16 protein-coding genes and 2 pseudogenes are annotated in these 22,476 nt (G+C 70.1%); 11 read left to right on the top strand and 7 right to left on the bottom strand.

The genetic code is table 11. The annotated features are described in order from the left end of the window. Nucleotides 1–110: 110 nt before the first annotated feature. Nucleotides 111–590 (bottom strand): hypothetical protein, encoded by a 480-nt coding sequence (locus QOZ89_RS06825; RefSeq protein ID WP_071046518.1) that lies wholly within the window; start codon nt 588–590, stop codon nt 111–113. Between the two features lie 37 nt (nt 591–627). Here QOZ89_RS06825 and QOZ89_RS06830 point away from each other — a divergent pair. Both QOZ89_RS06830 and QOZ89_RS06835 read left to right on the top strand, forming a co-directional pair. Further along, a pseudogene (locus QOZ89_RS06830) lies at nt 628–795 on the top strand (transposase); the annotation flags it as partial. 323 nt (nt 796–1,118) lie between these two features. After that, nucleotides 1,119–1,286 (top strand): hypothetical protein, encoded by a 168-nt coding sequence (locus QOZ89_RS06835; RefSeq protein ID WP_198543039.1) that lies wholly within the window; start codon nt 1,119–1,121, stop codon nt 1,284–1,286. A 58-nt stretch (nt 1,287–1,344) separates the two neighbouring features. On the opposite strand, the gene QOZ89_RS06840 is transcribed toward QOZ89_RS06835, so the two are convergent. Beyond that, nucleotides 1,345–1,659 carry a hypothetical protein gene (locus tag QOZ89_RS06840; RefSeq protein ID WP_071046521.1) on the bottom strand — a complete coding sequence of 105 codons (315 nt, stop codon included), beginning with the start codon at nt 1,657–1,659 and terminating at the stop codon, nt 1,345–1,347. A gap of 205 nt (nt 1,660–1,864) precedes the next feature. Beyond that, nucleotides 1,865–2,149 carry an integrase core domain-containing protein gene (locus QOZ89_RS06845; RefSeq protein WP_241841451.1) on the bottom strand — a complete coding sequence of 95 codons (285 nt, stop codon included), beginning with the start codon at nt 2,147–2,149 and terminating at the stop codon, nt 1,865–1,867. A 681-nt stretch (nt 2,150–2,830) separates the two neighbouring features. On the opposite strand from QOZ89_RS06845, the gene QOZ89_RS06850 reads away from it, so the two are divergent. After that, a complete protein-coding gene (locus QOZ89_RS06850) occupies nt 2,831–3,649 on the top strand; it encodes a recombinase zinc ribbon domain-containing protein (RefSeq protein WP_241841452.1) in 819 nt (272 codons plus the stop codon). Nucleotides 3,650–4,111: 462 nt separating this feature from the next. Next, nucleotides 4,112–4,342, top strand: coding sequence for a hypothetical protein (locus QOZ89_RS06855; RefSeq protein WP_083418053.1), 231 nt, complete (start codon nt 4,112–4,114; stop codon nt 4,340–4,342). Between the two features lie 1,102 nt (nt 4,343–5,444). On the opposite strand, the gene QOZ89_RS06860 is transcribed toward QOZ89_RS06855, so the two are convergent. The 3 genes from QOZ89_RS06860 to QOZ89_RS06870 all read right to left on the bottom strand — a co-directional run bounded on the left by QOZ89_RS06860 (nt 5,445) and on the right by QOZ89_RS06870 (nt 10,373). Then, entirely contained in the window at nt 5,445–5,759 is a 315-nt protein-coding gene (locus QOZ89_RS06860) for a hypothetical protein (RefSeq protein ID WP_071046523.1), read from the bottom strand. Between the two features lie 45 nt (nt 5,760–5,804). Beyond that, nucleotides 5,805–6,122, bottom strand: coding sequence for a hypothetical protein (locus tag QOZ89_RS06865; RefSeq protein ID WP_071046524.1), 318 nt, complete (start codon nt 6,120–6,122; stop codon nt 5,805–5,807). 1,257 nt (nt 6,123–7,379) lie between these two features. After that, a complete protein-coding gene (locus QOZ89_RS06870) occupies nt 7,380–10,373 on the bottom strand; it encodes an AAA family ATPase (RefSeq protein WP_312623323.1) in 2,994 nt (997 codons plus the stop codon). A 447-nt stretch (nt 10,374–10,820) separates the two neighbouring features. On the opposite strand from QOZ89_RS06870, the gene QOZ89_RS06875 reads away from it, so the two are divergent. The 7 genes from QOZ89_RS06875 to QOZ89_RS06905 all read left to right on the top strand — a co-directional run bounded on the left by QOZ89_RS06875 (nt 10,821) and on the right by QOZ89_RS06905 (nt 22,223). Further along, nucleotides 10,821–13,568: a helix-turn-helix transcriptional regulator gene (locus QOZ89_RS06875; RefSeq protein WP_071046527.1), complete on the top strand. Its 2,748-nt coding sequence runs from the start codon at nt 10,821–10,823 to the stop codon at nt 13,566–13,568. Nucleotides 13,569–13,691: 123 nt separating this feature from the next. Next, on the top strand, nt 13,692–13,961 hold the full coding sequence (locus QOZ89_RS06880; RefSeq protein ID WP_071046528.1) for a hypothetical protein: 270 nt from the start codon (nt 13,692–13,694) through the stop codon (nt 13,959–13,961). After that, complete coding sequence (locus tag QOZ89_RS06885; protein ID WP_071046529.1) at nt 13,958–16,522, top strand: hypothetical protein; 2,565 nt, start codon at nt 13,958–13,960, stop codon at nt 16,520–16,522. The genes QOZ89_RS06880 and QOZ89_RS06885 overlap by 4 nt, the downstream gene beginning before the upstream one ends. After that, on the top strand, nt 16,515–17,999 hold the full coding sequence (locus tag QOZ89_RS06890) for a hypothetical protein (protein WP_071046530.1): 1,485 nt from the start codon (nt 16,515–16,517) through the stop codon (nt 17,997–17,999). Before QOZ89_RS06885 ends, QOZ89_RS06890 begins: the two co-directional genes overlap by 8 nt. A 354-nt stretch (nt 18,000–18,353) precedes the next feature. Next, entirely contained in the window at nt 18,354–18,692 is a 339-nt protein-coding gene (locus QOZ89_RS06895; RefSeq protein WP_071046531.1) for a hypothetical protein, read from the top strand. Nucleotides 18,693–18,771: 79 nt separating this feature from the next. Next, complete coding sequence (locus QOZ89_RS06900; RefSeq protein ID WP_071046532.1) at nt 18,772–20,070, top strand: hypothetical protein; 1,299 nt, start codon at nt 18,772–18,774, stop codon at nt 20,068–20,070. Then, nucleotides 20,061–22,223 carry an NlpC/P60 family protein gene (locus tag QOZ89_RS06905; protein WP_312623324.1) on the top strand — a complete coding sequence of 721 codons (2,163 nt, stop codon included), beginning with the start codon at nt 20,061–20,063 and terminating at the stop codon, nt 22,221–22,223. The genes QOZ89_RS06900 and QOZ89_RS06905 overlap by 10 nt, the downstream gene beginning before the upstream one ends. Here the strand turns inward: QOZ89_RS06905 and QOZ89_RS06910 are convergent. Then, nucleotides 22,224–22,476 (bottom strand): annotated as a pseudogene (locus tag QOZ89_RS06910) (hypothetical protein); the annotation flags it as partial.

The following is a 22,476-nucleotide window of genomic DNA, read 5'->3' on the forward strand; positions in this document are numbered from 1 at the left end:
TCTGCAAGGCAGTGCTGGTCGGGACCACGCCGAGCCGAACGCTCCCAGCCTCAACGGGCACCATCAGGCCGAGCAGGGCAGGGGCCGCCTCGACCGGAGATAAACGTTCGCTACTCCGCCCAGAACTGGCACAGGTATTGCTCCATCCGCTCCGGTACCTCCCCGGAGGTGCCAAGGGCCTCTCGCGCTTCTTCCCGTCCACGGGAGTGGACACGGCCGTGGTAGGTGCCGGGGCCGCCCAGCTCGAACGCCTCTTCGGACTGTGTTCCACCGGTACCACTCAGGTAGACGTTTCCTGTCGTGCAGGAGAACGCGACGTCCGCGTGGGCTTCCCAGTCGTCTTGCTGGGGCGGCTCCCCGCGCCAGAGCTCCAGCCGGACGCCCGCGACATGGTAGTTGACGTTGCTGGCGATGCTGATCCAGTCCAGTCCTGTCCGCACGAGTTCGTCATCGGCCGGAGCCTCGGGTGGGACTGCGCCCTGTGGTAGGGCGGAGTCGAACCATGCCTCGCCCTCATCTTCGATGTAGAAGATGCTGTAGTCGACCTGGACGGAGTCGCTGCGGGACGTCAGGAGCTTGGAGTCAGCCACCGGCGAGCATCCTTACTGGGCCCAGGCCGGGGCGCCGCCGCGAGAGGTGCCGGTGTTCGCGGTGGTGCCGCGCCGGTGGGTGGTTGAGCGGACGTTCGCCTGGCTGGGGAAATACCGCCGCCTGTCCAAGGACTACGAATACCTGACCGCCACCGCCGAGAACGCCATCTACCTGGCGATGAGCATGATCCTGCTCCACCACCTCACCGGCACGCCACCTTCTCAGACATCCTCTACTCGCTCAGCAACGCCCCTGGTCACAGGCACGGGCCGACTTTTGGCGCGCCACAGGTCCCAGCACCAGCCGCGCATCCTTTCACCCGCCTGATGTCACGGATCGACGGCGGGAGCCTGGTAGTTACCGTATAGTAACGGTGGTGCAACGGTAACATAATCTGAGGTGTTCAGGTTGGGATTAGCCAATCCATGTGAGTGGTGGGCCGACATCCGTCGAAGTTCGGTGTGTTCGAGACAAGGAGCTATACGAGTGACAGCGAAGCCGACCGTGGGCCCGCTCGTGGGCGCTCGATGAACAGACTGCTGGCCCTGGTCGCGGCCGTTGACGAACGACCCAGTCTCGAAGAGACCGACGCGATCCTGGAGGAATTGTGCCGGATGCGACGCGACGACGCGACCCAGAGATTGATGGACGCTCTGCTCGACTACCGAACGCTCCTCAGCAGCGCGACCACGTGAAAAGCGGGTGGCTCCGCATGTCGGCGCTGACCGCGAAGCCACCCGCACGGTTTTCCAGCTACTGCTGCTGAGACGACCCGAAGGGCTGTCCCGGCGCCTGCTGGCCGGCCTGCTGAGACGAGAATCGCTCGCCCCGCCTACGCTGTCCGCCCTGCTGCCCGCCGACGCCGACCAGCTCCTGTAGACGGGTCTCCACGTACCGCTCGCTGTGGTGCGACTTGTCCGCGATCCGCTGCACCAGGTCATTCACATCACGGGCGGAGTCGAGATCCGCCGTGCTCACGTGCGCGAACTGGTCGAGAATGTCGTACCGGGTCTGGCGCCAATTCTCGCGCAATTCCTGTTCGACCTGCTGTGCCTGCTGCTGTTCCATCTCGTCACCTCTCTCCCGGATCGAACTTCCTTGGACGAAACCTACATCTTCGAGCGCCCGCGCCGTCAACCCCGCCGAGGAAAATTCTCTGCCTGTAGTTAGCGGATCGTCAATATGCTGACAAGTCGGACAGGCGAGGAATAAGGTTCGGCGCGGCGCCGTACCGCGTATCCGCGTGAAGGGTGTAAGTATGCGGTTTCGCTGGTCAGGCGGCGTGTTGACATTCGTGGAGGAGGCCGCCGAGGCGGTCGATGCGTCTGAGTCGATGCGTCTGATCGGGCCACTCGGATCGCCGGACGAGGTCGTCGGGTCGGGGATGTCGAGGTCGAGGCCGCGGTGGCGTCCGAGCCGTGTTGTAGTGCTCGACGTAGATCGACAGGACCTGTTCCGCGTGGCGCCGGTTCCAGATCAAGATCCAGTCGAGGCATTCGGCGCGTACGGTGCGGACCCAGCGTTCGGCGTAGGCGCTCGCGCGGGGGGTGGGGTGCAATTGGACGGTGCGACACGAGGTCGCACACTATGAGTAATCTACTCGAAGCGGAGGGTCGATGATCGACGGGTAGGTTCGGGTACGTACTCAACACCTGTCCCCGCTCTCGGCATGCGCCACGGACGACTGCGCTGTGGGGTGTGAAGCCCGAGAGGAATCCCAAGAGCCGGCGATCCATCCGTTGGCGACAGGAGAGGGGAAGTCCGGAAGGGTGAATAAGGTGAACCCCCGAGTAAGCCTCGTCATTGCACGCCCCGGTGGTGGGAAGTCTTTCTGGGGTAGATGGGTTGGCCGCTGAGATGCGGCAGTGCCGGCTTCTGTCGTCTGGGAGCCGGGAGGGCACCACGACCCCGGGGTACAGGGGGCACCCGACGCCGGACGCATCTCGTAGGTGCGGAACGTGGAAAACGTGTCACGGTCCGGCAGGAACGACCGCCTGCCGGTAGGCCGCAGTGCGGAACTCCGTGGCGGGAACAGGACGGCTCAAGAAGCGAACGGCGGCAGCCGAAAGGCGACGGGAAAGGCAGGTGTGCATGGCTGGACCTCCGGACACGGTCTGCGGTGGCTCTTGGGGTGGTGCCGCCAATGGGGTTATCGCAGCGGTGACTCGTGCGTGTCGCGGCGGATGTCGTTCGCGGTGTCTGGCGGGGTGTCGTGGATGACCAGGGTTGTCCACAGCCCGTGGAGATCATCGACATCGAGACGTTCACCCAGACACAACAGCTCCTCGCCGCCCGAGGACGAGGCCCCGGCGACGAGAAACGACCGCGCACCCGCCAGCCCTACGCCCTCAGAGGCTCGCTCTACTGCGGCGTCTGCGACCGCAAGATGCAAGGCCACACCGCCCGAGGCGTCGCGTACTACCGCTGCCGCTACCCACAGGAATACGCCCTCGCCAACACGGTCAGCCACCCCACCACCGTCTACATCCGCGAGGACGCCATCCTGCCCACCCTCGACAGCTGGCTCGCCCGCGCCCTGGCGCCCCCACGACTGTCCAGGACTCTGGACACGATGCTCGCGGCCCAGACCCGCACGACATCCGACCTCGCCCTCGAACAGGCCCGACGGGCGATCGAGGACAGCAACGCCAAGCTGGCCCGCTACCGAGCCGCGCTGGACGCGGGAGCCGACCCCACGGTCGTGACCGGCTGGATCGCGCAGGCCCAGGCAGACAAGACCGTCGCCGAACGCGACCTCCGCCAGGCACGACAAGGACAGGAGCGACAGCTTACGCGCGAGGAGATCAGCGGCCTGGTCGAGACCCTCGGCGACGTAGCCGCGGCACTTGCCGAGGTCGAGCCGGTAGAGAAGACAGATCTATACCGCCATCTGGGCCTGCGGCTGACCTACCAGGTACGAACCAACACGGTGAAGGCCGACCTGAAGATCGACGAAACCTACCGTGGGGTAATGGATCGTGTCCGAGGGGGGATTCGAACCATTACCCCACCGCCGGTCACTCTCACCGGTGAGCTCGTTCTCCCAGGTCATCCCTGAGGAGCGGGGCGGGCCGGACGCTCATCAGCCTTGGCTGCCGAGTATGGCATGTCGGCGCCGCCCCCGAAGCCGGCGCACGCGGACTGGCTGCCCCGCATGCCGGAGAGGCGCGCACGGCCCGCACATCGCTTGCCGTTCCGGCATGCCATGATCGCGCTGGTCGCGCCGGGCGGCCGACAGTCCGGGGGTGGCGTTCATGGGTCGCTGGTGCGTCAAGTCGGATGAGGAGCGCGCTGGGTGGGCTCTGGCTCCGCTTGTGGGCGTCGGGCCGCTGCGTTTCGGGATGAGTTCCGATGAGGTGTCGTTGGGTGTCGTTTCTTCCTTCAAGACGGACGCCGGGAAGGTGTTTCGCGACGTGGGAGTGACGACGTACTACAGCGGCTCCGCCGGTCTGGCCGGTGTCGCTGTCGACGCCCGGGTCGGCCCGCAGGTGACGTTGACGGCACCCCGCTGGTCGGGCGCGTGCCGTCCGAGCTCGAGCAGTGGTTCGTCGACCAGAGCGACGCCCGGAAGATTGAGCTGAGGTTTACCGCCAACGGCGATCCGGCATTGCCCGATCTTGGTCTCGTGATGCGCGTGCAGCGGGCGGGCGACGTGCTCCTCACCCGGCTGCTCATCCTCAGTCACGAGTGGAGGATGAGCCCCGACGATTGCGTCCCCGAGTCAGAGTGGCACACGTGGGACTCCTTCTGATGCCCCGCCCGCCCGCCAGCGGGCGGTGTGCCGGCGCATCTGAACAGACTCGGCCGCCGCGCTCCGGTCTCCGTCGACGCCTGTCCGGCGAGCACGGCGTGCCAGCACCGCGCACAGCCGTCGCGAGGCGCGGCCGACCTGCCTTGATCTGCGGCTTACGTCAGAACGGAGTCGCCAGGGTGCGGCAGCACTACGTGGGTTCACGATCGTTGAACTCGCGAGCGGTCCTCCCGCCTGCCGCCCTTTGCACCTGCCGCTTCGGCTGTCGCCTCGGGCTCCCCTGGAAGCCTGTTGTCGGGATAGGCGCATTCTGGCACCGGCGATCAGCGCAGGTCGACCCAATAGGCGCTCTCAACGGCCAGCCACACACGTGCTTCCGGAAATAATTAAAGGCCAGCGGGGCTGATCAAAACGGTTCTGTTGGCCTGCAAGAACTACTCAGTGTGAGCGTGGGGAGGGTTGGGCTCGAATCCGCGACCGGAGGATTATGAGTCGAGGTTTCTGGCGGGTTGAGGCATTCTCCGTGGCTGTCGCCGCGTATCGGCTGCGGCCGGATTGTGCTGTGCTGTCGAGACTTCTGGGCCTCGGGGCTAGCCGGGAGTCCGCTGCCCGTGCCGCGGGCGGCCTGCCCGTGCCGGCCGGTGCCGCGCTTTTCGGCATCAGAACGGCGTCAGCCCGTCGGTCACAATACGTGATACGCGGGTCGAAAGATACGCGCTGTTGGACGCCCGCCTCGATCGCGCATGATCCGCATGGGCAACGCTCCGTGAGCAGCGCCAGGCGAGGACATGGGGCGCAGCCACGCAGCCACGCAGCCGATCAGGTCGGCGTCAGGGCAGGAGTTCGATCGGCCCGTCCAGGGCCGCCCGGCCCCTACACTCTCGTCGCCCAGCTTGCCTTCACGTGAACACGGACGCCGGCGCGGCCGTTGGTACCTTGAGCGTCCGCCCCGATGCCACGCCGCGTCACGGAGGTCGGACGCGATGCCGTTGGTTGCGCACCGTTCGAGGTCGGCGCCGCAGTCGTGACGTCTGGTCGGGGGACAGAGCGCCCAGGTTGGCCGCTTCGCCGCGGCTGATCTGGGTGTGAGCGTGACCGCGGTCTACTCGTTGCCGGCGTTGACGCCCTCGTCTGCACCCAGCCGTTCGCGTAGGAGGCGGGCTGCGCGGCCGCGGTAAGAGTCGAGGACGTCGACGAGGGCCGCGCGGACCTCCGGGTCGGGATGGTCGGCGAGGTAGGCGAGGTCCTCGGCGCCGCCGCGGCGGCGGCTACCGAGCGCGTACAGCGCGTCGATGATCTCCTCGGGCGTGACGGCCGCGCGCAGGGCCGCCATCAACTCGGGTTTGCCCGGCGACGCGAGGTCCGGGTCGCGCCGGCGGATCCGCGCCGCGCCGAAGACGCCGCGCGGCAGGCACACCGGGCAGGAGCAGGGCCGCTGGCCATGCGCGTCCGGCTGATAGCGTCAGCCGACTCCCCACGGCGCGCTCCGGATGTGCCGCACTTCGCCGGCGAGAATCCCCCGGGGGACGAAGATCTCCCAGCCGCGCGGATCGGTCAGAGCGCGAACGACCGCCGCCGCCTGGCTCGCGGGCAGCATCTCCGGCTCGGCGTTGTACCGGCCGACCGCCACCGGCTCGTCGTCGGGGATCCGCGCGTGCACGCCGACGAACGGTCCGGCGTGCCACCGCCGCAGTTCCCGCGCCCACTGGTAGGTCAGCGTAACGCGGGTCCGGTCCGCCGCTGACGCTCGTGGCGCCGGTTCAGAAAAGCTCGGAGCCACCCGGGCCGCCGTCAATATCGATGCAACCAGCGTTGATCAGTTTGCCCGGTCGCCCCGTGTCCCGTGGACGCCACTCGGGAGTCAGGCAGGAGGCGCTATATCGGCAGTCGCCAGGTCCTGCCGGGGTGCGAGCCGGGGGCAGCGCGAGCCGGTCGCGCAGGAGCCCCTTGGCGCGCCAGGCGGCGCCGATCCGGTGGCGGGTCAGCAATTGACCCAGTCAGGGACGGGACGCTGGGCACTGGCCGATCGCGCCGCAGTCGCCGCCGCGACGGGACTGGTGGCGCTGGTCGCCGACGGCGTCGTCTGGACTCGAACCCTGAACTCGCCGGTTAAAAGCCACCCAACCCGGATGTCGTGCCGTGTCCTGGAGATCTGCGTGAGGCCGCGAAGTTCAATGATTTCAGGGGTTTCCGCGCCGCGGCGGGTCGTTGGGTGCAGGCCCGTGTCAACCTGTGGTGGGGCTTCCGCGACCACATACCGACCACAATGATCTTGCTCTTGCTCCGGTTGGAGTCGAGGATTTGGCCTCTTCGGCCACCGGCCTGCCGACGTAGCTGACTACGCATCGTGAGGCATCGGAGTGTGGGCGATCTTGCTATTCCCCAAGAGCTGCGAGCAGGTAATTCCCAGGTGCCGTGTGCCGGGTCTGCTGGGAGGGGAGGGGCGGGGTTCAGACGGCCAGGGTGATCCCGTGGTCGGCGGCTCGTTGGTCGGTTTCGCGGAGCAGTGCGCTACGCCCGGAGGCGGCGACTGTGACCGCAGGTCGCGTAGCCGTGCGATGGCGCGGGGTGCCGGGTTGGTTGCGATCAGCTCGACGACGTCGGCGAACTCGGCCGCCGCTGCGGCGGCGTCGCCGCGTAGGGCCAGGGCTTCGACCTTGAACGCCATTGTGAGGCCTGGACCGCGGCGGGCGTGGCCGGCGGCGCGGGGCACGGCTTGGTCGACTGCGTTGATGGCGTTGTCGTAGTCGCCGTGGGCGATTGCTAGCTGTGCCTGGGTGCCGCCGAGTGTCGAGGGTGGCCAGAACAGGTCGGCGCTGGCCGGGTCGTCTGCTGTGGGGCGCCAGCGCCTCCTCGCGCGGCTCGAAGTCGCCCTTCGGAACGACCAGGTGACGTCGTCCTTACGCGCCCAGAACGGCCCACCTATGTGACCGAGAAGCACCTCCGGCCCGAGGTCGGCGGTCCGGTAGAGCATGAGACCGGCGCTGTGTCGGCGCTGTGGCGGAGTGTCTGCCTCCAGGGGGCGCGGTTGGCGTGTTCACAGGTCGGGGCCTGGTTGGTCGGTGAGGCGCCGGGCCAGTTCGGTGCGGCCGCGGACCTGGAGCTTGCGGTAGACGCGGGACAGGTTGGCCTCGACCGTCTTGACGGACATGAACAGCGTGTCGGCGGTCTCCCGGTTGGTGCGGCCGGCGGCGGCCAGCTCGGCGACGCGCTGCTCCGTGACGGTCAGGTGCGTCGGCGCGGTGCGTAGCCCGACCCGGCCAAGCTCCGCGACGGTGCGGTCATGCCAGCCGCGCGCGCCCATGGCGGCGAACTCGGCGGCGGCATGTTCCAGATGGCCGCGGGCCGCGGCCTTGCGTCTCGCCCGGCGGGCGACCGCGCCGGCGACCAGCGACGACCGCGCCCGCTCCAGCCTGGGTTCCGCCGCCTGGGCGACGACGGCGTCGAGCAGCGCGCCCGCCTCGCCGAGCTGGCCGCGGGCGGCCAGGATCATGGCGTCGCACCGGTCCGCGAGGGCCCTCGATGCCGGGCGCTCCAGCGCGGTGGCCTGCTCGCGCAGCAGCGCCGCGACCGCCGCGGCCTCGTCGGTCTGACCGCACGCCAGCGCCGCCTCGACGAAGTCGCCGTACCAGGGCCACATCCCCGGCTCGTGCAGCCCCATCGACGCGCCGAGGTCACGCGCCTGCCGCAACGACAGCAGCGCCGCCGCAGGGTCGGCATCCAGCAGCTCGACCAGGCCGCTGACCGCCAGGGCCGGAATGAGCAGGAACTGGTCACCGTTCGAACGGGCGCCCTCGACGCCGCGCGCGGCCGCGCTCCGCGCCCAGCGCAGGTCGCCGCGCGCGGCGGCGGCCAGCGCCGCGACCCACCACCACCAGTGTCCTGGCTCTGGGCCCGGCCACCACCGTTCGGCCGCTCGAACCGCCCGGTCGGCCTCGTCGAGGCGCCCGGCCCGGACCGCGGCCTCGATCAGGAAATGGTTCAGCAGCGGCAGTGAGTCGTAGTCGCCGTCCGCCTCCGCCTCCACGAGCAGCACCCTGATCCGTCGGCAGGCGTCGTCGGCGTCCCCCCGGAAGAGCTGCCGCCAGGCAGCGATGACATCGGGCCGGTAGATGTGCACCATCATCCGTGGCAGGGCCGCGGCGGCTGCCTGCGCCCGCGCCAACGTCTCGTCGGCGCTCGGCTTGCCGAGGAATCCCTCGACCATGCTCTGCCATGTCAGCATGGCGACGTGGACGGCGCCCAGGCCGTGCCGGCTCGCGACCGCCGCCGCCCGCGCGCACTCCAGCACGCTGGCCTCGGGCTCGCCCGCGAGGAACAGGGTCCGCGCGAGTCCCGCCCGCAGGTCCGCGCTGACCGGCACGTCGTCGGACAGCCGCGCCAACAGGTCCTTGTGGCGGCGCACCCACCGGGCGGGGTCGTGGTGACCGGTCATCTCCGCGAGCCGGACGAAGGCCTCGGCCTCCTCGGCGGCGGTCGGTGCCGTCCGTTCCAGCCGTTCCAGCAGCGTCTGGGCTCGTGGGTAGTCCCCGGCTGCCAGGAACTGGTCGGCGGCGAGCAGGGCCCGGCGCCGGCTGGCCGCCGGGTCGGGTTCGGGAGTGAGGCCGAGCGCGAGCTGGGCGAGTTCGCCCGCCGTCCAGGTCGCGCCGCGGGCGGCCGCCCCGGCTGCCGCCGCCTCAAGCTCGGCGGCCAGCAGGTCATCCGGCTCGTCGGCGGCGAGCGCGAGGTGGCGGGCGCGGTAGTCGTCGCCCTGGGTGCCCAGGGATGCCAGCCGGCCGTGGACGCGGCGGCGCTCGCCGCCGGTGGCCGAGCCGTAGAGCACCGTCGCGTACAGCGGATGGCGAAACGTCAGCGACCCGTCGTCGCCGACCTCGACGATCTCGTGGTCGCGGGCCGTGGCGACGGCGGCTCCGATGCCCTCGACGGCCGTGAGCTGGGCGAGCGTCGCGGTCGTCAGCCGGCCGCCGGCGGCGGCGTACAGCAGCACGTCGCGCACGCCAGGGGGCAGCCCCGCCAGCCGCTGCCCGACGAGCGCCCGCAGGGACTCCGGCACGGGCAGCGCCAGACCGGTGGTGGCCGCCGCGCCCGAGCCCGCCATCGCCCGCAGGAACTCCAGCGCGAACATCGGGTTGCCGCCCGACGCCTCGTGGACCAGCGTGATCACGTGAGCGGGCGTGGCCACCCCGAGCCGGGCCCTGACCAGGTCCGCCAGCGCGAGCCGGTCGAGCGGGCCGACCACGATCTCGGTCACCGACCCGGGCAGCGCTCGGACGAGGTCCGCGGCCAGGGACGGTTGGGTGGCGGGCGCCATGAAGCGGCCCGCGCTCAGCGACCACGGGTCATCGGCCATGGTGGCGTCGGTGAGGGCGTCGTCGGCGAGGAGACTGGCGGCGCTCGAGGCGGGCGGCCCGACGACCGGCGGGAGCGTGGCGGGACGCGCGCCCCCGATTGGCAGACGCCGGTCAACCGGGATCAGCCCGTCCACCGAGACAGGAGAGCCGGGCGGCGTCGCGCGGACACCGAGCAGGGTGACCAGCGGCAGCCCGGCCTCGAACCGGCGCAGCGCGAACACCAGCGCCTGCGCGGTCGGCGCGTCCAGCCACTGCGCGTCGTCCACGACGAGCGCCAACGGGCCGTCGGCCGCCAGCAGCTCCAGCGCGGTCAGCGCGGCCAGATAGACCCCGAGCTGCTCCTGGCCGTCCTCGGGCGGGTCGTCGCGCAGCAGAGCCACGTCAAGCGCCCGCGCCCGCGGCGCCGGCAGCAGGGGCCGGATCTCGGCCAGCACAGGCCGCAGGAGGTCGTGTAGCGCGGCGAACGGAAGCGCCTGCTCGGCGGCCGCCGGCGACGCGTACAGCAGCCGCCGGCCCGCCGCCGCCGCAAGCTCGCGGGCCCGCGAGAGCAGCGCGGACTTGCCGATACCCGGCGGGCCGGAAACCAGCACCGACGCCGCGCCGTCGGTTTCTCCCAACACCGACCGCAGCCGCTCGACCTCGTCCAAGCGCCCGACGAGGTCCGTTTGCTTGACGTCCACCCCGCCACCCCCGCCAAGTATCTCGCGCCGCGGGCCGGCTGGGCCCCTGTATCGCGGTTCGTTCTTCCGCCGGCCGGCGCGGCCGCGTCCCGCTCGGTCCCGGGCCGGCGCCGCCGGGACCCGACTGCCGATTCCGGGCCGCCGCGGCGCGCGGACGCAGTCCTCAGACGGTCCACCGGGCGGGCGAAAGTGACGGTCCACGCGTGACAGGCCGACGTATCGAGGGTGTTCCCCGATTCCTCCCCGGGGGCGGCGGCCAATCATATATTCCCGTACAGCGATCAACACCGTCTCCGTCCGAGTTCATCCGGCCGCCGATAGTTGCTTTTTTCGTTGGGAATGTTCGTAGCAGCTTGTTCGCCGCCACCACTTCTGCAATGTGTCGAAGCTGTCGCTCGACCGCGATGTTTTGACAGTCGCCCGTCACTGGCGTCTCGGGGAGCTGCCATGCCTGTGGACGATGCTGGCCTCCCACCGGCCATCGTCGATGGAACTGAAGGCCCGTTCGTAGGGCGCCAGACGTCGTTCGACCGGCTGGGCTGTGCCTTCGCTCGGGTCCGCGCGGGTTCGCCGGCGATGGCGCTGGTCGAGGGTCCGGCAGGCATTGGCAAGACCGCGCTGGTTGCTAGGTTCCTGGCCAGGACGGATGCCCGGTGTGTGCTGCGAGCCAGCGGCGAAGAAGCCGAGATGGGTCTGCCGTTCGGCGTTCTCGACCAGATCTGGGCGGCGGCGGCGTCGATCGCCGGCAGTCCTTCGCGTGCCGGCGGGCCTGAGGTCGACCCGCTGGTGGCCGGCGCCGACCTGGTCGAGCTGCTGGGCGAGGCGCAAAGCGCGGGTCCCATGGTTCTTGTCGTCGAGGACGCGCACTGGGCTGACCGGCTCTCGCTACACGCGCTCGCATTTACCCTGCGGCGGCTCCGGTTCGACCGGGTCCTGACCCTGGTGACCGTCCGCGACGTGACAGCCCCTCAGCTTCCCGACGGGGTGCGGCGTCTGCTGACCGGGGACGACGCGGTGAGAGTGCGCCTCGCCGGTCTGGACACCGGCGAACTGCGCGTGCTTGGCGCACGGCTCGGCTGCCGCCCGATGTCCCGGCGAGCGGCCGAGCGCCTGCGTGCGCACACCGAGGGCAATCCGCTGTACGTCCGGGCGCTGCTCGACCAGGTGCCTGCCGACGCGATCGCGGACGTCGACACCCCGTTGCCCGCGCCGCGTTCCTACACGATGCTGACGGTGGCCCGGATGGCTTCGTGCGATCCCGACACCGAGGCACTCGTCGGTGCCGCCGCGGTGCTGGGTGTTCGCGGTCCACTCCAGTTGGCGGGGGCGGTCGCCGGGCTCAGCGACCCGCTGCCGTCGTTGGAGGGTGCGGTTCAGGCCGGGCTGCTGGTCGAGCACGCTGGCGACAGGACAGTCGGATTCCCGCACCCGCTCACCCATGCCGCTGTCTACCAGCAGCTCGGGCCGGTCCGACGGGCCGAGCTGCACGCCCGGGCCGCCAGCCTGACCGACGACCAGGCGACCCGCCTGCGTCATCGTGCCGCGGCGGCGAGTGGGCCGGACGCGCAGCTCGCCGCCGAGCTGGCATCGCTGGGCCGCCAGAAGGTCCACGCCGGAGCCTGGGCCGCGGCCGCCAACCATCTCGTGGCCGCCGCGGGTCTCGTCTCCAGCCGTGCCGACCACGAGCAGCTGAGCCTCGAGGCCATCGAGTGTCTAAGCCTCGCCGGTGAGGTCGTCGATCTGGACCGGGAGACGGCCCGCGTGCGGAGCTTCCGCGAAAGTGGATGGCGTAGTTACCTGCTGGCTCGGCTGTCCATGTCCGCGGGCCGACTGCGGGACGCCGAGGAATGGCTCACCGACGCTTGGGCGCGATGCGACGTCGATGCCGACCCGGCACTGGGCGCCCGCATCGCTGGCCAGCTGGCCTTGATCCACAGCGGGTTACTGAGACTGGACAAGGAGTATGCCTGGGCGATGGAGGCCCTGCGGCTGGCGCCGGAACAGACCACGACCGACATGATCCACTGCCGTCCGCTCTCCAGCCGCTGTCGCAGCGGCCTCGGGGAGGAGGCCATCGCGTCCGTCGCCGACTTACCGAGCCCCGCGCTGGCATCCGTCGCGGACCTCGACAGGCTGCTTGGCCGGGCCGAGCTGCGCCTGTACACCGACGACCCGCTCGGAGCCTGCCGAGACCTGGCCGGCGTCGTCGCCGCCGGTCACGAACGGTCGGCGGCGTTCCAGATCTTCGCGACGGGAACACTGGCTCTCAGCGAGTACAGATCCGGCCACTGGGACGACGGGGCGGCGCACGGCGCCCTCGCGTTGTCTCTCGCCATCGACACCGAACACCATCTGGCGCTCTACTGCCAGGCGATAGCCGCCTTGGTGCCAGCTGCCCGTGGCGACTGGGCCACCGCCGAGGAGCACACCCGGATGTTGACCGAGAGCGGGTACGCTGGCCCGGATCTGGCCGTCTCGCTGGGGCGAGCCTGCCTTGCCCACGCCCGTGGGGACACCGCGGCAGTCGTCGATGCGCTCGTACCCCTGATCCAGCCGGATCCGCCCAGCGTCGGCGAACCCGCCGTCCTGTTCTGGGTCTACCAGGTCCTTGACGTGCTGCCGGCGCTCGGCGACTACGCCCAAGCGGATGCGATCCTTCGCCCTTTCGAGGAGCTCGCGCGCGGTCGCGCCCGGCGTTCCGCGATGGCGGGAGCCGCCCGCGCCCGCGCCGCCCTGGAAGCCTCTCGCGGGAACACCGCCGCGGCAGACACGAGCTACCAGGCCGGGCTCGGCTATGTCGCCAACCTTGCCCTTCCGTTCGACCGGGCGCTGCTCCACCTCAGCTACGGCGCGTTCCTACGCCGCGGCGGACAGCGGCGAGCGGCCTCGAAACAGCTCGACGCGGCCCACGACGTCCTGGCCGGCCTCGGCGCACGTCCCTACCTGGAGCAATGCCAGCGCGAGCTGAGGGCCTGCGGGCTGACCCCTCGCGATCGCCGCGACCACGACACTTCGATCCTCACCCCGCAGGAGTCGACGGTCGCCCGGCGGGCCGTCGACCTGACCAACCGTGAAGTCGCCAGGGAGCTGTTCATCAGCGTCAAGACCGTCGAGTTTCACCTCCGCAACATCTACATGAAGCTCGGCGTGACCAGCCGGATGCAGCTACGGGAGAGGCTCGGCGAGCGGCCCTAGGGTGCCAGGACTCTGGCGGGTGGCGCGAAAACCAGGGCAGGCCCCAGTGCCCGCCCTGGGGCGAACCTGGGCGGGCGCGGCCTAGCGTCGTCCTCCAACACCCTCTGCCTGGGCGGGGGCGACATGCGATTCACGGTCGAGCTGCACCAGACCGGCAGCGACGTCGAGGGAACCGTCACCTACGAGGGATGCGGAGAGCCACTCGCTTTCTACAGCTGGCTCAGTCTCCTGCGTGTCCTCGAGATGGCGGGTGCGCTGGCGGAGAGCCAGCGACAGGACCAAGCCCAGGGACAAGGCCGGACCGAGGGCTCGGCAATCCCACCGGGCGGGCCATCGCGGGCCGACCGGAACTCGACGTGGACCGATGACGATGCATCCGGGAGGCCGCAGTGACCCCGTACCAGCCGGTGGTGGCGCCAGGCGAGACCTGGCGGTCTGGCGGGCACGACGATCAGGGTGCGCAGGCCTTGCTGTCGTCCCCGTTCGCCGCCGCCCGTGTCGCTGCCGCCCCCTTCGGCGGAGTCACCGAGGCTGGGCAGGAGTCCCTCGGACACACCGCCACCACCGATAACCAGTTGTGGCTGGCGAGCCCGTTCGACGCCGGGCTGGCGACCTACGACGAGGCCGAGCTGGCGGTCGAGGCATTCCGAGGGCTGGTAGCCGAGCTGGCGGACGAGGAGTTCGACAGCGCGCTGGAGGCCCTCGCCGAGGAGGCCGCGGCCCGCCACGTCGGTGGGGCGGCGAGCTGGACCGGGCAGTCCGAGGCTCCGTCGCTCGCGGAGATCGAGGTCGAGGCGTGGATGTCTGCGGTCGCGGCCAAGGCGGACCAGATGCTGGCGCACCTCGAGGAGCATTTCGGCGACCGGACGCCCGGTTCGATCGCCGAAGGCGAGATCGAGATCGCCGCTGGCCGGACCGTCCCCGCCGCCGGCGAACACGGTGACGAGGACGAGGACACTCTGGCCGACGCGACCGAGGAGTTCCTGGGAAAGCTGGTCAGAAAGGCCGGCAGGCTGGTGAGTTCCGCCGCGAAGGTCGTCGGCACACTCCATCCGGTCGCGGCGCTGTTCCGCATGCTGCGTCGGCTCGTGCGTCCGCTGCTCAGCCGGGTATTGAAGTCGGCTATCGGCAAGCTGCCGCCATCGGTGCGCCCCATCGCCCAGCGGCTGGCCGCTCGACTCACCGGCGCGGGCGCTGGGAGCGGAGCCGCCAGCGCCGCCGGTGACATGGGCAGCGGGGCGGCGGCCTCGGACGCCGCCTTCACAGGTCGCGCCGCGGCCAACACCGCCGAGGGCGACCCGGCCGTCTTGGCAAGGGCCGGGGCGGCACCTGCGAGCGCCGCGGGAACGGCGGCGGCCACCGGTGCCTCCGAGACGGAGGTGTTGAGCGAACAGTTTGATCTGCTCCTCGCCGAGGCGGTGCTGGCGCCAGGCGAGGCCGCGGTCGATCGCCTGCTCGGAGAGGCCGAGGACGCGGACGCCCGGGCCGACGCGGCCCGGGCATGGGTGGGGGCGGGGTCGGAGAGCGGGACAATCGCGGCGCTGGACGCGGCCCGCGCCCGGCTGACCCGCGAGCTCACCGAAGTCGCTCCGGGCGAGGCACCCTTCACGCAGCTGCAGCAGTTCATCCCCGCGGCCCTGCCGGTGCTGCGGATCGGTCTGCGGCTGGCGGGCAGGGACAGGGTGGTGAACTTCCTCGCCGCGCGACTGGGAACTCTGATCCAGAACCACGTCGGTGTCGACGCGGCGCGGAGCCTGGCGCGACACATCGCCAGTGCCGGGCTCGGGATGTTGGGCCTGGAAGCCGAGTCCGGCCAGTTCGGAGCGTTCACTCCGGGAGGCGTCGGCCTGGCGGCAGACCCGGCGACAGGCATGGAGGCACTGGTCGCTGCCCTCGAGGACACCATCCGCGAGGTCGCGGCGCTGCCGCCGGCGTCGCTGGCGAACCAGCTGCGCCTCGACGCGGAGGTCCAGCGGGTTTTCGGCGAGTCAGTCGCCCGCCACCTGCCGCGCCAGGCGCTGCGCAACGACCTGGAGGGGTTCGAGACCGCCGGTGAGGGCGGAGTGTGGATCGTGATGCCGCGCGCGAGCCGCCCCGTGTTCCGCTACAAGAAGTACAGCCGGGTCTACCCGGTCCTGATCACTCGACCGCTGGCCCGTGCGATCCTGCTCGCGGACGGCGCGACGCTGGAGCGCCAACTGCTCGACTGCGGCGTTCGGCAGTGGCCGGTCGCGGCGGAGGCGCACCTCTACGAGGCGCTGCCGGGCACGAGGCTCGGCCATCTCGCGGCCTTTGAGGCGCTCGGTGGCGACATTCCGGCCGCGGCCGCCGAGCTTGCCGAGGAGTTCGAGGAACTCACCCCCGCGGTGGCCGCGCTGCTCACCGCCGAGCCTGGCCTCGGCCGCCCGTCGTCCGAGCATGCCGGCCCCGCCGCGGCCTATCCAGGGCGCCGTTACTACCGGATCACCAGCCCAGGTGGGCAGCGGCTGGCGAGGCAGCGGCGCCGGCGCAAGCGCATCGCGCTGCGCCTCGATGGGAACCGAGTCCTGCGCGTCCACGTCCGGCTCAGCGAGCGGGAGTCGGGAGCGGTCGCCGGAATGCTGGCCCAGAAGTCGCATGTGCGGGTCGTATCCCTGTTCCGGGAGCTGCTCGGCCCGCCGGCGCGATCCTACGTTGCGGCCTGGCTGGGTCGACCGGGCAGCCGTCGACCCGCTGGGCTGCCGCTGCCGGCGCAGCGCGCCCACGCCCTGGCCACCCATCTCGCGGAGGCTGTCGTCACCGGGGTTGCCGGTCAGCTGCCGGCCGCCGCGGCCCAGCTCGCTCAGGCCACACGAGACCCGGCTCGCGGGGTGACACTGACCTTCGCGTTCCCGTTCGCCGACGCGGGTGCGCTGGCGAACGGCACCCCCGGTGCCCCGGCCCTCACGATCCGGCCGGGGCGCTACCGTGACTGACGCGATCACCCGTGTCCGGCTGACTCCGACGATGGTCACCAGCGCGGGGCCCGCTCCGGCCGGCACCACCGCGTTCGCCACTGCCGCGTTCGCCACCGACCCGCCCGTCGGCGCCCCATCGGTCACCGACCCGGCAGACCTGGCGGCCCGCCGGCAGCTGGCGGCCGAGGTGGCGCACTGGCAGCAGGCGGCCCACACGCTCGCCGACCTCGACTCCGTAGCCGCTCCCGAGGCATGGGCGGGCCTAGAGCGCTACCTGCGCGCGAAGGTCCGTGACCAGCTCGGGGCGGTAGCGGCGGCGATCGGTCTGGAGGCGACCCAACTGCGGCGCCAGATCGACGCGGGCGGCGACCCGGCGGCCCTGCGTCCACAGGTGCTGCGCCTGCGCCGTCGTTACCTGCAGGCCGAGACGGTGCTTGACTTCTACGGGGACGCCGTGAGCACGAGGGCGAATCCGCGCACGGCCGCCGTCCTGCGCGGCCTGGACACGATCGCGGGCGACAGTCTCGCCGTGATCCTGCGTCCGCTCGGCATCGAGCCTCCACCGGTGCTGGTGTACGTGGACAAGGGGCTCGGCGCCTCGATTCTGCGCGCCGGCGTTCGGCTCTGGGACCAGGCCCATCCGTCCCCGGCAGCGGCGATCAAGATCACTCGACACAACCTCGTCCACCCGACCGCACTGTTACACGAGACCGGTCACCAGGTCGCACACCTGACCGGCTGGACCGGGGAGCTTGCGGACGCGCTGGGAACGGCCCTCGTCGGCGTCTCGCGTGAGCTCGCCGCGACGTGGCAGGGCTGGGCCAGCGAGGTCGCCGCCGATGTGCACGCCTTCGCTCAGGCCGGCTGGGCACCCCTGCCGGCGCTGGCAAACGTGGTGGACGGGACCTCCGCCGCGGTGTACCGGCTTCTGCCAGGTGACCCACACCCGTTCGCGTGGATTCGGGTGATGTTCAACGCCGCGCTGTGCCGGAGCTGGTTCGGCGCCGGACCGTGGGACGGCCTGGCCCGCATCTGGTGGAGTCGCCACCCCCCGCATCGCGCGCCACCCGAGGCTGCCCGGCTGGCCCGGGCCAGTATCGACGCGCTCGGCCTGATCGTGGACGTCTGTACCCGCCAGCCGATGGCGGCATTCGGTGGCCGGCCACTGGCGGCCGTGGCCGACCCTCGGATTGTGTCGCCCGCGGCTCTGGCAGTGTTCGCGCGGCAGGCCGGACCGTCGCTGCTCACCTCGACATACCTGCGCCGGATCGCCTCGCTGCGCATCCTTGCGTGGCTGACTGCCAGCACCGCGTCCGCCTGCTCCCCGCCGTTCAGCGTCGGGCCGACCAGCCTGGGGGGCGGTGGCGCGTCAGGCACTGGTCGCGCGGGCGTCGACGACGCCCGCGACGAGGCACCCGGGGCTCATAGCGCACGCCTGACCCGCTGGCTTTCCGATCTCGGCGCCGACGGATCGGGCCTCGCCGGGGCTGGTTAGAACCGCCGAACGCCCAAGACCGACAGAACCGCCAGCACGACGCGCGCGGTTCACGACCAACCCGGCCCACCCCGACCAAGGAGATCAGGAGATCGCACTGTGGTACACCCACAACCGCCGGCCGGCGCCGCCTCCTCGCCATCCCCCGGCGATTCTCCCCCGCTATCCCCGGCGGCGGCCACCGGAGCCGAATCGGCCGAAGATAGAATCAAATCTCTGGCGCAGGACCTCGCGGACCTGCGCCAGAGGATGGATACGGAGTTGCCGACAGGCTCCGGAGTCGGGGCAGGAACGCGAAGCGGCGCCGAGCCCGGAGCCAGGAACGCCCCCAGGTCGCCGACCTTTCCGTTCCCGGTGGTCGACCCTGAGGCGTTCCGCCAGCAGGAGCTGACCCGGCTGCGTTACGAGGTCATCGCTAGTCTGCTCGGCCGTGAACGCTTCGCACTGCCTTTCGCTCCCGCGGACAGGAGGCTCCATCGCGGCGGCGTCGAGACGATCGACTTCTCCGAGGAACTCGGCCAGGGTGACTACGTCAAGCTTCAGGAGAATCCAAAATCCCGGCCGGTGAGGGCCGATCTCGAATCCGACGGAAAGACGGTGCGCGTGCCTCCCCACCTCGTGCGGAAGTCACTCGAAACGGTAGAGATCTATGACTCACAGGATCATCTGATCAAGCTGGGCCCGAAGTTTTGAAAACCGACGGAGGCACGTCAGGAGCCGGACCGCGACAGGAGCTTCCGGTGACCACCGTCACGGTGAAGGTGGAATAACAATGTTTCTATCGCTCGCGCATCTCTTCGGATCCGACGACAAGGTCTTCGAAGTCCATCCACTCCAGCTCAGCCGCTGGCTGGAGGAGGCGTGGCAAGGCGCCCGGCAGGCACCGATCGCGGCGCTGGTCTCGTCGCCCGGCGACCGCTCGACCTTCCTCGGCGACGACGGGATCGTCGACCGGCTCGGCATGCCCATGCCGCCCGCCAGCCTCCCGATCGCGCCGTCCGGAATAGACATCGACGACACCGAGACCTACACCGACGACATCGGACCGGGCAGCATTCACAAAGGAACCCACGTCGGCCTTCTCTGGCACCATCTGATCTACGCATATCTCATCGAGGCGACCGGAATCCTCGAGGTGTGCGGCGAGGTGCTGCGCCGGCTTGTTGTCGGCGAGACGCTGGAGTCGGTCAGCCTGCCCGCAGCCGAATGGGCTCGCACCACTGAGGAGCTGTTTTTCCGGGACCCGCCGCTGTACGCCATCACCGGAGTGGTGAGCGAGCTGCGCCCTTCGTCGCGGGTGAACCGTCGCAATGCCTACTGGCGAATGTTCAACCTCGATCTCCCCCACCCCGTGCCAGCGCGCCCGTCGCCAGCGACCGGCGCGGGCGGCCAACCGTGGAAGCTGGACACCGGTAGCGTCAACACCGGATTCAGGGAGAAGTGGTCCGAGCTGCTTCGCCAGGTCTGGCTCGGGATCGAGAACAGCCGGAACCTGATCGGCAGCAACGCCACGGACGCCGAATACATCGCTCTGCTCTGCCGGGCGATCAAGGACATGTTGAACGGGCGTCGGCGTCGTGGGTTGCTGGCGCGGGACGAGTTCGTCTATGTCACCGCGATGAGCTGGTTCCATCTCACCGTCCGGGGCAATTCTGAGATCGTCATGGAGCTGAAGTGCGACGCGACCAGCCCGGCGGACCGGCTGGAGAAGCTCGCCGCACGGGTCGGCATGTCCGCCGCACCTACCTCCCGTGAGCTGTTCGAGCTCGCCGAACCCATGTCGACGCTGCTGCGAGGCATCGAACTCGGGCTGTTCGACACCGCTGGGCGAGCGCGAACTCTCTTCGATGGCGACACACCTCTGCGACGGGACATGAATCTGATCATCGACCTCTGGCAGTCCGCGACGGGCGAGCGAGTGAAGGACCGCCCGTCCACGAACGTCCTGCCGGGTCCTGCCGCACAGCCCGTGCGGATACCCACACCGGGCCCGGCCAGGGCACTGCCAGCAGTGTCCGCCGGACCCGCGGCCAGCAACGGCCACCTGTCCGGAAGCTCCGAATGGCGATGACGATCTCCCCCTACCGCGCGCAGCTCGACGAACAGCTCGAATCCCCGTTCGCCTCGCCGCCGGCGGGAGTCGAGGCTGCCGTCGGAGAACTGGACCGACACGCGACGCCGCCCCCACCCGAGGACAGGCCGTTCCACAACGAGTCGGGAAATCTGTCACCTGTACCGACGCCACGGCTTGCGCCGTCGAGAACGCCTGGGCCGTCTGGATTCACGGATGCGGGCGAGGGCAGTTTCTACGCCGAGGATGAATGGGACGCGACCGAGTGGGTGGCGCAGCTCTCGGCCGGGGAGGACAACGGACTCGAGTTCGACGGCGGGGCGCGGATCGGAGAAGACCTCGCCTCGCCGTACGACGGCGGGGCGCGGATCTCCGATCCCTCCGCCGCGCCACCGGCTCCGGCCGGTTCGACGGGACTGGCTGGTCTGAGCGAAGGCTGGATACCGGACCCCGGGGGCATGGTCACGCAGGCCGTGACCTATGCGAAACTTCTGCTCGGGGCAGGCGTCGACGACGAGAACAAGCTGACCGACCTGGTACTCCACTCCCGTCACCCGGAGTTGGGTGGTCGCTCGATCAGAAAAGACGAGCAGGGGCTGGCCGCCGAATGGCTACGGCTGCGGGACACCATCGTCCGGCCTTTGCTCGCGTCATTGCGAAGCGGCCGGGACGTGGTCTCAGGTCCGCCGCCCGCCGTCCGCGTGGACGCTCCGGTCTCTGCGGGCAGCCCGGACCAGTTCCTTGCCCAGCATCGGGATGACCTCGCGGCTATCTTTCCCACTAACGAGGGCGAGATGCTTCTTCTACTCGGCGCCATGTTCAATAGCTTTCAGCACGGCCCTTTCGAGATCTACCTGCGCCACACTCCGAAGAAAGTCATGACGAACTTCAGGCCGCCGGTGACGCCGACTGCCGGGCTGCCGTTGTCACTGATGGTCTTCATGTACCGGCACCCCGACAGGAGCCTTCCGTTCTGGCGGGGCGAGGAGGCTCGGAACGCTGTCAGTGATACGGATGCGCAGGAACTCCGCGCCCTCGATGATGTCGTTTCCCGGGTGGTGCGGTTTGTCCTGCCGAAGATCACACCGCGTCCCGTCGAGTCCCAGGGCGACGGCATCGCCGCCCGGGTCACCGCGCGCGCCCACTGCTACCTGGGCGTACGCTACAAGGCGCCGTGTTCCTACACACCGTCGATGTTCCGAGGAAAGAACGAGCGCACCTTGGACTGCACTGAGCTCCTTCGCCAGGGCAGCGGCACGCTCGACTGCTCGGGCCTGGTTTACCACGTCTACCGCGATGTCCTCGGGCGGCGACTGAGGCTGGGTGGAAAGGGAAATGGAGTTAAACAGATCATCGAAGGCGGGGAGCTCGAATACGTGGGTATCCCAGCAAACGCGTCCCTGCTCGCCGGTGATATTCTCGTTATCGGCTCGCATCACATCGGCATCTACGTCGGTTCGAGCCGCGTCATAGACGCCTCGTACGCGGGCACCGTGGTCCGCAGCGCCGAGTACAACCCCGAAAGGTGGACCGGGGTGTGGCGATTCCGGACGGGTACCCCGGAAAGTGGCGGGCAGGAGGCGAGCGCGGCCCTGCTGGCGCCGGACTGGCTGGGCTCCGATGCGACCTCCGAGGAATGGGACGGCATCGCTCGGGAACTCGTGAGCCAAAGGGCCGGTGACTACGACTTCGCTGCCGCCGAGGACTACCGCGAAGGCATAGACGAAGACCTCGACGTTGCCACCGAGCATGTGACTGAGCCTCATGAGACCTTCGCGTCGTACGGCCCCGTCATCCAGCCAAGGTTGGAGGAAGCCGAGTCCGCGCCCAGCAACGCCCCGCCGGGCGGCATTGTGGACGCGCTGAACGGCAGGCTTTGGTCGTTGGCTGTGACTCTCGCCGCCCAGAGTGGCAACCGGGACGAGAACCGGCTCACGGACATGGTTTTTTCCTTCCGGCATCCGGAGCGCGGCGGAAGGGCAATCGGCAACGACGAGCCCGGTCTCACGGAGGAATGGCGCCAGATTCGGGACGCGATCGTCCGCCCAACGCTGCGGCTCGCCACCCGCCTGGCGCAGACCGGCCCATCCGCGGGCGCTGAGCCGCCGCCGGCCCTAGTGCGTTGTCCGCGAATGCGGGTCGGTTCTTGTTGATCAGGCGGCGTTTCTGGTGTGGCCCCAGCGGTGCTGGCGTTCGGAGTGGATACGGGCGCGTTCGCGGCGCTGGGCTTCCAGCACTGCTGGGTGGCGGCGGTGGGTGTTGCGCCAGCGCAGGTAGGCGTGCAGGTCGCGAGCGAGTGCCGGGTGGTTGGGCGGGTCGCTGTTACCGAGGGCGAAGCCGCGCAGCGGGCCGAAGTGGGCCTCGATCGGGTTGGCCCAGGACGCCTGGGTCGGGGTCAGGCACAGC

It is taken from the genome of Pseudofrankia coriaricola (assembly GCF_032027725.1).
In the GTDB taxonomy this organism is placed as follows: Bacteria; Actinomycetota; Actinomycetes; order Frankiales; family Frankiaceae; genus Pseudofrankia.

Excerpts from the sequence above, each read along its gene's own strand:
- QOZ89_RS06900 (WP_071046532.1), top strand. The coding sequence starts at position 18,772 with ATGTTTCTATCGCTCGCGCATCTCTTCGGATCCGACGACAAGGTCTTC.
- QOZ89_RS06840 (WP_071046521.1), bottom strand. The coding sequence starts at position 1,659 with ATGGAACAGCAGCAGGCACAGCAGGTCGAACAGGAATTGCGCGAGAAT.
- QOZ89_RS06875 (WP_071046527.1), top strand. The coding sequence starts at position 10,821 with ATGCCTGTGGACGATGCTGGCCTCCCACCGGCCATCGTCGATGGAACT.
- QOZ89_RS06880 (WP_071046528.1), top strand. The coding sequence starts at position 13,692 with ATGCGATTCACGGTCGAGCTGCACCAGACCGGCAGCGACGTCGAGGGA.
- QOZ89_RS06905 (WP_312623324.1), top strand. The coding sequence starts at position 20,061 with ATGGCGATGACGATCTCCCCCTACCGCGCGCAGCTCGACGAACAGCTC.
- QOZ89_RS06835 (WP_198543039.1), top strand. The coding sequence starts at position 1,119 with ATGAACAGACTGCTGGCCCTGGTCGCGGCCGTTGACGAACGACCCAGT.